Annotated in this window: 9 protein-coding genes and 1 pseudogene; 7 read left to right on the top strand and 3 right to left on the bottom strand. The window is 60.6% G+C overall.

Annotated features, from left to right (window positions below; genetic code table 11):
• The 7 genes and pseudogenes from B5E41_RS32160 to B5E41_RS11825 all read left to right on the top strand — a co-directional run.
• Positions 1–520: pseudogene (locus tag B5E41_RS32160) on the top strand (IS5 family transposase); the annotation flags it as partial.
• A gap of 226 nt (positions 521–746) precedes the next feature.
• The gene (locus B5E41_RS11850) at positions 747–2,012 is read left to right on the top strand and encodes an ABC transporter substrate-binding protein (RefSeq protein WP_088393754.1); all 1,266 of its coding nucleotides are present in this window, start codon (positions 747–749) and stop codon (positions 2,010–2,012) included.
• A gap of 64 nt (positions 2,013–2,076) precedes the next feature.
• On the top strand, positions 2,077–3,063 hold the full coding sequence (locus tag B5E41_RS11845; protein ID WP_011428517.1) for a carbohydrate ABC transporter permease: 987 nt from the start codon (positions 2,077–2,079) through the stop codon (positions 3,061–3,063).
• Positions 3,063–3,893, top strand: coding sequence for a carbohydrate ABC transporter permease (locus B5E41_RS11840; RefSeq protein WP_088393752.1), 831 nt, complete (start codon positions 3,063–3,065; stop codon positions 3,891–3,893). Before B5E41_RS11845 ends, B5E41_RS11840 begins: the two co-directional genes overlap by 1 nt.
• 11 nt (positions 3,894–3,904) lie before the next feature.
• The gene (locus B5E41_RS11835) at positions 3,905–4,930 is read left to right on the top strand and encodes an ABC transporter ATP-binding protein (protein ID WP_088393750.1); all 1,026 of its coding nucleotides are present in this window, start codon (positions 3,905–3,907) and stop codon (positions 4,928–4,930) included.
• Between the two features lie 61 nt (positions 4,931–4,991).
• Complete coding sequence (locus B5E41_RS11830; protein ID WP_088393748.1) at positions 4,992–5,777, top strand: ThuA domain-containing protein; 786 nt, start codon at positions 4,992–4,994, stop codon at positions 5,775–5,777.
• Positions 5,778–5,875: 98 nt separating this feature from the next.
• Entirely contained in the window at positions 5,876–6,913 is a 1,038-nt protein-coding gene (locus B5E41_RS11825; protein ID WP_011428513.1) for a Gfo/Idh/MocA family protein, read from the top strand.
• 47 nt (positions 6,914–6,960) lie between these two features.
• Here the strand turns inward: B5E41_RS11825 and B5E41_RS11820 are convergent, their stop codons facing one another.
• From B5E41_RS11820 to B5E41_RS11810, 3 genes are read right to left on the bottom strand one after another with little or no spacing between them, the layout of a single operon-like run.
• Positions 6,961–7,353 (bottom strand): DUF4112 domain-containing protein, encoded by a 393-nt coding sequence (locus B5E41_RS11820; protein ID WP_088393746.1) that lies wholly within the window; start codon positions 7,351–7,353, stop codon positions 6,961–6,963.
• A gap of 58 nt (positions 7,354–7,411) precedes the next feature.
• Positions 7,412–8,485 (bottom strand): alcohol dehydrogenase family protein, encoded by a 1,074-nt coding sequence (locus B5E41_RS11815; RefSeq protein WP_088393744.1) that lies wholly within the window; start codon positions 8,483–8,485, stop codon positions 7,412–7,414.
• Between the two features lie 13 nt (positions 8,486–8,498).
• Positions 8,499–9,878 carry an aspartate aminotransferase family protein gene (locus B5E41_RS11810; protein WP_088393742.1) on the bottom strand — a complete coding sequence of 460 codons (1,380 nt, stop codon included), beginning with the start codon at positions 9,876–9,878 and terminating at the stop codon, positions 8,499–8,501.
• Between the last annotated feature and the right edge of the window lie 15 nt (positions 9,879–9,893).

Raw genomic sequence — 9,893 nt, 5'->3', positions numbered from 1 at the left:
CCGGGCTCGCCGGCGAGGGGCCGAAGCCGGAGCGCATCATGATCGACGCGACCCATCTCAAAGCCCACCGCACGGCGGCGAGCCTGCTTAAAAAGGGGATGTTCCCCGTCGTGTTGGGCGAACCAAGGGCGGGCTGAATTCAAAGCTCCACACCGTATGCGACGTAGACGGACGGCCGATTATCCTGCTTCTGTCAGAGGGTCAGATGAGCGACCATAAGGGCGCACGTCTCGTGCTCGACGCCTTGCCTCCCGCCGATCACCTGATTGCCGATCGCGGATATGACAGCACCTGGTTCCGCGAGGAACTCGAGGCTAGAGGCATCGAGCCGTGCATCCCATCATCGAAGAGCCGCAAGATACCCTTCGCCTACGATAAGGTCCTCTACCGCCAGCGCCAGGTCGAAAACCTGTTCGCCAAGCTCAAGGACTAGCGGCGCATCGCGACGCGCTACGACCGGTGTGCTCACACCTTTTTCTCGGCAATCTGCATCGCAGCCGCCGTTATCTTCTGGCTTTGATCAATGAGTCCTGAGCCTAGCCAATCCAATGATAATTGAAATCGATTTCAAATAGATCAGCCTGAGACGTGGCCTGTGGGGCCTTCAAATTGCCTCCCAAGCTGCATATGAAGCCAATATTGCCAATATCCCACAACTGTGAATGGCTCATTTGGCGGCTTGACGCCCTTCAAGCCTTCTGCAATGTTCGGTCGTCCAAACCGATTTCAATTTCTGGGAGGAGATCATGAAAAAGTTTGCTTTAGGCTTATCGGCGCTCGGCGTGGCCATCGCCATCGCCGGTTCGATCCATGCCGCCGAAATTTCATTTGCCGCCAACACCACCGGGAAAAACGTCGAATTCCTCAATAAGCAGCTGGCGATTTTCGAGAAGGAGACCGGCAATCAGGTCAAGCTCGTCACCATGCCCTCATCGAGCAGCGAGCAGTTCTCCCAATATCGCCTGTGGCTTGCCGCCGGAAACAAGGACATCGACGTCTATCAGACCGACGTTATCTGGGCGCCGCAGCTTGCAGACCAGTTCATCGATCTGAAGGAAGCTACCAAAGACGTGGCCGGCCAGTTCTTCCCGTCGATCATTGCCTCGCAGACGGTCAACGGCCGACTGGTGGCGTTGCCGCTGTTTACAGATGCTCCGGCGCTGTTTTACCGGAAGGACCTGCTTGAAAAATACGGCAAGCTGCCGCCAAAGACCTGGGACGAGATGGCCGCGACCGCGAAGGAAGTTCAGGATAAGGAACGCCAGGCCGGACAGAAGGACCTTTGGGGCTACGTCTTCCAGGGCAACTCCTATGAAGGGCTGACCTGCAACGCGCTGGAATGGGTGAAGTCGTCGGGCGGCGGCCAGATTGTCGAGCCAGACGGGACAATTTCGATCAACAACGAAAAGGCGGCGGCAGCGCTTGAACGCGCCAAGGGCTGGATCGGAACGATCACACCCCCAGGCGTGCTCGCATATCAGGAAGAAGAATCGCGCGGTGTTTGGCAGACAGGCAACGCCGTCTTTATGCGCAACTGGCCCTATGCCTATTCCCTCGGCAATGGTACCGACAGCGCTGTGAAAGGCAAGTTCGACGTCATGACGTTGCCGGTTGCCGCGGCCGGCGACAAGCCGTCTTCGACGCTTGGCGGCTGGAACCTGGCGGTTTCGAAATATTCGGAACAACAGGAAGCGGCCGTCGCGCTGGTAAAATTCCTGGCGTCGGAGGACGTTCAGAAGGCTCGCGCCATCGAGCTATCCAATCTGCCGACGCTGACCGATCTTTATGACGACAAGGATGTTGCCGCCGCGCAGCCCTTCATGCCGAACTGGAAACCGATTTTCCAGAACGCGGTGCCGCGTCCTTCGGCGACCGCCAAGGTCAAGTACAACGAAGTGTCCTCGAAGTTCTGGACGGCCGTGCACAACACGCTGTCCGGCAGCGGCTCGGCCGCCGAGAACCTCGAGCTTCTCGAAGCCGACCTGACGACCCTCAAGGGCGACGCCTGGTAAGAACCCGGCCGGCGGCTGTGAAGCCGCCGGCCCGGTTTCGGACGAGCAACCGGGGAGGCGTTTCATGACTGAAATCGTAGTTTCGCAAGCAGTTGAACCAAGGATTTCCAAGCTCAGAGCTTCTACGGAGCTGCGATCCGAGCGTATTCGATCGGCCTGGGTGTTTCTGGCGCCGACGCTGTTGAGCCTGGCAATCGTCGCTGGCTGGCCGCTCTTCAGAACGATCTATTTCAGCTTTACGAATGCGTCACTCAACGACCTTGGCAATGCGCAATTCGTCGGCTTTGCTAATTATCTGTCGTGGGTGACGCTGAAGAGCGGGAAGACCGTCTATCGGGGTCTGCTTGCCGATCCGGTCTGGTGGAATGCCGTCTGGAACACGGCCAAATTCACCGTCCTTTCCGTCGCGATTGAGACGATGCTCGGCTTGATCGTCGCGCTGGTGCTGAACGCTCAGTTCGTCGGACGTGGAATCGTTCGGGCTGCGATCCTCATTCCCTGGGCGATACCGACCATCGTTTCGGCCAAGATGTGGGCCTGGATGCTCAACGACCAGTTCGGCATTCTCAATGATATTCTGCTCGGCTTCGGTCTGATCACCGAGAAGATCGCCTGGACCGCTAATCCGGAAACGGCGATGGTCGCCGTGTTGATCGTCGACGTCTGGAAGACGACGCCCTTCATGGCGCTTCTGATCCTTGCCGGGCTGCAGATGGTGCCCGGGGATATCTATGAAGCGGCCAAGATCGATGGCGTCAATCCGATCAAGGTTTTCTGGCGTCTGACGCTGCCGCTGATCCGGCCTGCCATCATGGTTGCCGTGATTTTCCGGATGCTGGATGCGATGCGCATCTTCGATCTGATCTATGTTCTGACGCCCAACAATGCCCAGACGAAGACCATGTCGGTCATGGCGCGCGAGAACCTGTTCGACTTCGATAAGTTCGCCTATGGCGCCACCGCGTCTACGGTGCTTTTCCTCATCATCGCCTCCGTCACCGTCTTCTATATCTGGCTCGGCCGCGTCAAGCTCGGCGGGGAGGAACGCTGATGCTGCTTTCGATCACCAAGAACACGCTCTTCTACCTGCTCGTTACGATCATCGTCATCATTGCGGTTTTCCCATTCTACTATGCGATCCTCACCAGCCTGAAGACCGGTACTGCGCTTTTCGAAGTTGATTACTGGCCTACCTCGATCTCCTTAGGCAACTACGCTTCGGTGATGGGCCAAGGCAGCTTCGTCCGCAGTCTTGCCAATTCCGCGATGATCGCCTGCATCGTGGTTTCAGCATCGCTGTTGCTTTCGATCACCGCTTCGTTCGCTCTCGCGCGGGTGAATTTCCGCGGACGGGCACTGTTGATGCTGACCATCCTTTCGGTGTCGATGTTTCCGCAGATTGCGGTTCTTGCCGGCCTCTTCGAACTCATCCGATGGATCGGCATCTTCAACACGCCCTTCGCGCTGATCTTTTCCTACGTGATCTTCACGCTACCGTTCACCGTCTGGGTGCTGACGACCTTCATGCGGGAATTGCCGATCGAGATCGAGGAGGCGGCGATCGTCGACGGCGCTTCACCGTGGGTCATCGTCACCCAGGTGTTCATGCCGCTGATGTGGCCGGCGCTGGTGACAACCGGGCTGCTTGCCTTCATCGCCGCGTGGAACGAATTTCTGTTCGCGCTGACGTTCACATCGTCCGATACGCAGCGGACCGTCCCGGTTGCCATCGCCCTGCTGTCGGGCAACAGCGAATTCGAAATTCCCTGGGGCAACATCATGGCCGCTTCGGTGATCGTCACTGTCCCGGTTGTCGTGCTTGTTTTGATATTCCAGCGCCGGATCATTTCGGGGCTGACCGCCGGCGGCGTTAAGGGCTGAGGGAGTAGGACATGGCAGAAATCCGACTGGAAAATATCCGCAAGAGCTTCGGCGCTTTCGAGGTGATCAAGGGCGTGACGATGGACATCCGCCGAGGCGAATTCATGGTGTTCGTCGGACCTTCGGGATGCGGCAAGTCCACGCTGCTCAGGCTTATCTCCGGCCTCGAGGACATCACCTCCGGAACGCTTTCCTTCGATAGCGAGACCGTGAACCGGCACGCGCCATCGAAGAGAGGGATCGCCATGGTGTTCCAGTCCTACGCGCTCTACCCGCATATGACGGTCTTCGACAACATGGCTTTCGGCATGAAGCTTTCAGGGAGCAACAGAGACGAATGCCGCCAGCGCGTCGAGCAGGCGGCCGGTATGCTGCAGCTCTCATCCTATCTGGACCGCTTGCCGCGACAGCTTTCCGGCGGACAGCGTCAGCGCGTCGCCATCGGCCGGGCGATCGTGCGCGATCCCAAGGTCTTTCTCTTCGACGAACCGCTGTCCAACCTCGATGCGGCGCTTCGGGTCGCGACGAGGCTTGAGATCGCCAAGCTTCATCGCAGCATGCACGGCACGACGATGATCTATGTGACGCATGATCAGGTCGAGGCCATGACGCTGGCCGATCGGATCTGCGTGTTGAGGGACGGCGTCGTCGAGCAGATCGGCACGCCGCTGGAACTTTACGAAAGCCCGAATTCGGTCTTTGTCGCCGGCTTCATCGGTTCGCCGAAAATGAATTTCCTGTCGGGCGGGCTGGCGCAGCCCTATGACAGCCATACGATCGGTGTACGCGCGGAGCATGTGCGCATCACGGCCGAGTCGCCGGTTTGGCGTGGCACGGTCATCCATTCGGAAATCCTCGGTTCCGATAGCTTCGTCTATCTGGACATCGAGGCGGATGAGCCGCTTGTCGTGCGGGAGGCCGGCGTCTCTCGTCATGAGCCGGGCCAGACGCTTGGACTCGCGCCACTTGCCGGTCACATCCACCGTTTCGACCGGTCGGGCCGGGCGCTCGAACGTGAATCCATGCGGGCAGCCTGATCTTCCAGGCATCGATGTCCTTTCCAGGCTCGATCCGCTTCAACTACAAGGAGAAAACGACGTGACCATACGCACCGTTGTGTGGGGTGAAAACATCCACGAGAATACCAATGCGGTCGTCCGGGGCATCTACCCCGAAGGCATGCATACGACGATCGCCAATGCGCTGAATACCGACCCAGGCATCTCCGCGACCACGGCGACGCTGCAGGAGCCGGAACATGGGCTGAGCGAAGCCCGGCTTGCCGAAACCGACGTCCTGACCTGGTGGGGCCACAAGGATCATGGGGCGGTCTCCGATGTCGTCGTCGAGCGCGTCGCCAAGCGCGTCTGGGAGGGCATGGGCCTTCTCGTCCTGCATTCCGGCCATTTCTCGAAGATTTTCAAGCGGCTGATGGGCACGCCCTGCGCGCTGAAATGGCGCGAGGCGGGCGAGCGCGAGCGGCTGTGGACGATCAACCCGCGCCATCCGATCGCCGCCGGCATCGGCGAGCATTTCGAGCTGGAGAACGAGGAAATGTATGGCGAGCAGTTCTCGGTGCCGGAGCCGCTGGAAACGGTGTTCATCTCCTGGTTCCAGGGCGGGGAAGTGTTCCGCTCGGGCCTGACCTGGCGCCGCGGCGCCGGCAACATCTTCTATTTCCGCCCGGGCCATGAGACCTATCCGACCTATCACGACGCTACGGTGCAGAAGGTGCTGATCAACGGCGTCAAGTGGGCCTATAACCCCGAGGGCGCGTTGACTGCCATTACCGACGCTCCAAATGTGCCGGTGGAAAAGGCATTGGAGCCGATCGTTGAACGCGGCCCCAGACTGCACCAGGCCGGCGAAGCCGGATACCGATAACAGATGAGATGCCGTGGGCAGGGCCGTTTGGCCCCGCAAGACGCCGCGATGATCGCGCGGCCGCTCACGCTTTGATGGATAACGACGAGGACAAAAGAATGCGCTTGATCATTCTCGGTACCGGAGGATGGGCAAATACCCATGCCATGCATTTTTCGGAAATCGCCGGCGTCAAAATTGTTGCCGCTGTCGATACGGACGAGGTTCGGCTGCGGGCCTTCGCGCTCAGGCATACTATCCCGCTGACGTTCACGTCGCTCGATGACGCCCTTGCCTGGGGAGAATTTGACGCCGTCACCAATGTCACGCCGGATCGCGCGCACTATTCCACGACGATGAAGTTACTCGCTGCGGGCAAGCATGTCCTCTGCGAGAAGCCGCTGGCGGTCAACTACCGCGAAGCCAAGGAGATGGCCGATGCCGCCGCGGCATCCGGCAAGGTCACGATGGTCAACCTGACCTATCGGAACGTGGCGCCGTTGCAGGCAGCGCGCAAAATGGTGCTGGACGGGCGCCTCGGCGCCATCCGTCACTTCGAAGCGTCCTATCTGCAGAGCTGGCTGGTCTCGAAGGCCTGGGGCGACTGGACCAAGGAATCGCAATGGCTCTGGCGGCTGTCGACGAAGCACGGCTCCAACGGCGTGCTGGGCGATGTCGGTATTCACATCCTCGATTTCGCGGTTTTTGCCGCCGGAAGCGACGTCAAGGCGGCGGCATCGCACCTCAAGGTGTTCGACAAGAGCCCCGGTAACCGCATCGGCGAGTATGACCTCGACGCAAACGACAGTTTCCTGATGATGGCCGAACTCGAAAACGGTGCCGCCGGCGTCATTCATGCGACGCGCTGGGCAACCGGTCATCTGAACGAACTGCGCCTGCGCCTGCATGGAGACAAGGGTGCGCTGGAGGTGGTGCACACGCCTGAAGGCTCCACCCTCAGGACCTGTGAAGGCGCAGATGCCGACAAGGCGATCTGGCGCACGATTGAGGTCAAACCGGTCCTCACGAATTTCCAGCGATTTGCAAACGCCGTGCAAAAGGGGCAGCCGGATGAGCCGGGCTTCGGCCACGCCGCCAAGCTGCAGTTCGTCCTTGATCACGCCGTGAAGACGGCGGGCGCTTTGACCGATCTTTAGGCAAAGATCGCTGCGGTTCATGGGCGGCTTCTGCAGATTGCTCGGCATCAGATTCGCCGGTTCAGCTCGTCCTCGCTCACCCCGAAGTGGTCAAGGATGATGCCGACATTGCGGCGGTGAGACTTGAAATAGACGTCGAAGAGATCTCCGATCAGCGGAACCGTGCCGCAGGCGGCGTCGACGCCGAGATTAACCGCCATGCGGGCGAGTTTGTGGGCGGGAAGGCCGAGCCGCCTTGCCTCGTCGATGATGAAAAGACCGATCAGGGATCCGGCAATGTCGCCGACAGCGGGGATAAGGCCGAGGACCGAGTCCGCGCCGATCCGCACGCCGACGACCGGCAATCGGACGGCGGTATCCATCAGACGGGCTATGCTAGCAGCGCGGCGAATTCGCGCCAGTTCGGCAGGGGTGAGATATGTCGTTTTGCCGCTGTCCATGGCCGTGAAACGCCGCTAAACCGATAAGGTTCGCCGGCGGTGTGATCGGGGAAGCGCACTATCTCTGGTCGGGAACCACGACCAATTTGCCGACGAAGTTCTTCGCCATGAAATCGGTCTGGGCGCGATGAAATTCCGACAGCGGATAAACACCGCCGACGAGAGGCCGGATCTTGCGGCTTTCGATATAGCCGACCAGCCGGCGGAAGTCGGCGCGGCTTCCCTGGCTAGATCCATGCAGTTCAAGCTGCTTCAGATACATGGTCCTCAGGTCGAGCTGGACGACGGGCCCGGCGATCGCCCCGGCCGTCGTATAGCGGCCCTCGGGGCGCAGGATCTTCAGGAGATCGTTGAACAGAGGCCCGCCAACGAGATCGGCGACGACATCGATCGGTTGTCCGCGGCTTGCCGAATGCACGGCTTCGGCAAGATCGCCCTTGCCGCGGGTCACGACCGCTTCGGCGCCGATCTCGAGCATCGCCGCCTCCTTGCCGGGACCGGCGACGGCGATCGGAATAGCGCCGCGGGCGCGTGCAAGCTGGATGATCGCCGAGCCGACGCCGCCGGAGGCGCCGGTGACGAGAACGCGCTCACCGGCAACAAGCCTGGCCCGTTCCAGCATCCGTTCGCCTGTGAGATAGGCGCAGCAGAAGGTGGCGAGCTCGACATCGGTCAGATCGGTCGCGACGACATGGGCGTTCTCGGCAGGCAGCACCATATAGTCGGCGTAGCCGCCATCCCGCCCGTGGCCCATGTAATCGATGTCGGCAAGACTGTCGTCGTCGCGATTATAGATCGAGAAGTCGACCATGACGCGTTCGCCGATGCGTCTCGGATCAACGCCGGCGCCGACGCCGACGATATGACCGACGGTATCGGTGCCCTGGATGCGCGGGAATGTCAGCGTATTGCCCTGCCTGCGCCAGGTAGAGACGGCGGAGGGATCATCCTCTGTGCCGTAGGCGCCTTCGCGCACCCAGACGTCGGTATTGTTCATGCCGCAGGCGGTAACGCGGATCAGCACCTCGCCCTCCGCCGGTGTCGGAACAGGAAAGTCCGTGTCGTAGACGAGCTTTTCCAGGCCGCCATGGCCGGTGAGCAACACCGCCGCCATCTTTTCCGGGATCGTCATGCGGCTCTTCTCCTCAGATGGTTCTGAAAACACTTTCGATCGCGTCCGCAGCCGCCTTGACGACGACGTCTGCTTCTTCGCGGGTGAGGCAGAGTGGTGGAGCGAAGCCGAGAATATCGCCCTGCGGCATGGCGCGGCCGATGACGCCACGTTCGAGTAGGGCGGATGCGACCTGCGGACCGATCTTGCGGCCGGGATCGAAGAACCGGCGGTCGTCCCTGTCCTCGACGAATTCGACAGCGGCCATCAGACCGTCGCCGCGGACTTCACCGACATTCCGATGGCCGCCAACCGCCTCTTGCAACTGCGACCGGAAATAGCTGCCGGTCGTGCTGGCATTGTCGACGATGCCGAGTTCGTCGATTAATTCCAGATTGGCGATACCTGCGGCAGCGCAGATCGGATGGGCGGAATAGGTCCAGCCATGGCCGATTGCGCCGAGCTGATCGGAGCCCTGCACCAGCACCTGCCACATTTTGGTTGAAACGATCGAGCCGGAAAGCGGAGCATAGGCCGAGGTCAGGCCTTTGGCGATGGTGATCAGGTCCGGCTTCATGCCGTAGTGATCAGAGCCGAACATCGTGCCGAGACGGCCGAAGCCGGTGACGACCTCGTCGGCGACCAGCAGGATATCGTATCTGTCGAGCACCGTCTGGATCTTCTGCCAATACCCCTTGGGCGGCGGGACGATGCCGCCGGTGCCGAGGATCGGTTCGCCGATGAAGGCGGCAATGGTGTCGGGCCCCTCGGCGACAATCATCTCCTCCAGTCTGTCGGCGCAATGTTGCGAGAATTGCTCCTCGCTCATCGACCGGTCGGGCCGGCGGAAATAATAGGGCGCTTCGGTGTGGAGGATCGGCGCGCGCGGCAGGTCGAAAGCATTGTGAAAAAGCGCAAGACCGGTGAGGCTGCCGGTCATGACGCCGGAGCCGTGATAGCCGCGCCAGCGTGAGATGATCTTCTTCTTTTCCGGCCGGCCGAGAATGTTGTTGTAATACCAGATTAGCTTGATGTTGGTCTCGTTGGCATCCGAGCCGGAAAGGCCGAAATAGACGCGGCTCATGCCCGCGGGTGCGCGGTCGATGATCAATTTCGCAAGCGTAATCGACGCTTCCGTGCCGTGGCCGACATAGGCGTGGTAGTAGGCGAGGTTCTTCGCCTGTTCGGCGATGGCGTCGGCGATCTCCTGGCGGCCGTAGCCGACGTTGACGCAATAAAGCCCGGCGAAGGCATCGAGGCTTTTGCGGCCGCTGGTGTCGGTGATGTAGACACCTTCGCCCCCGGCGACGACGCGCGTCGGCGTCTCGCCGCGCGCATGCATGCCCATATGGGTTGAGGGGTGGAAGAAGTGATCGCGGTCCCAGGCGGTGAGTTCGTTGCTTTTGTCGAACATGTCCTGTCCTCTTCT

The sequence above is a fragment of the Rhizobium esperanzae genome, from assembly GCF_002204185.1.
In the GTDB taxonomy this organism is placed as follows: Bacteria; Pseudomonadota; Alphaproteobacteria; order Rhizobiales; family Rhizobiaceae; genus Rhizobium; species Rhizobium esperanzae.
The sequence above is the reverse complement of the archived record's forward strand: the minus strand, read 5'-3'. Positions and strand labels throughout refer to the sequence as shown.

Bases quoted from the DNA above. Each gene is read 5' to 3' on its own strand.
- B5E41_RS11845 (WP_011428517.1), top strand. From the start codon at position 2,077: ATGACTGAAATCGTAGTTTCGCAAGCAGTTGAACCAAGGATTTCCAAG.
- B5E41_RS11850 (WP_088393754.1), top strand. From the start codon at position 747: ATGAAAAAGTTTGCTTTAGGCTTATCGGCGCTCGGCGTGGCCATCGCC.
- B5E41_RS11820 (WP_088393746.1), bottom strand. From the start codon at position 7,353: ATGGACAGCGGCAAAACGACATATCTCACCCCTGCCGAACTGGCGCGA.
- B5E41_RS11810 (WP_088393742.1), bottom strand. From the start codon at position 9,878: ATGTTCGACAAAAGCAACGAACTCACCGCCTGGGACCGCGATCACTTC.
- B5E41_RS11825 (WP_011428513.1), top strand. From the start codon at position 5,876: ATGCGCTTGATCATTCTCGGTACCGGAGGATGGGCAAATACCCATGCC.
- B5E41_RS11815 (WP_088393744.1), bottom strand. From the start codon at position 8,485: ATGACGATCCCGGAAAAGATGGCGGCGGTGTTGCTCACCGGCCATGGC.
- B5E41_RS11835 (WP_088393750.1), top strand. From the start codon at position 3,905: ATGGCAGAAATCCGACTGGAAAATATCCGCAAGAGCTTCGGCGCTTTC.
- B5E41_RS11840 (WP_088393752.1), top strand. From the start codon at position 3,063: ATGCTGCTTTCGATCACCAAGAACACGCTCTTCTACCTGCTCGTTACG.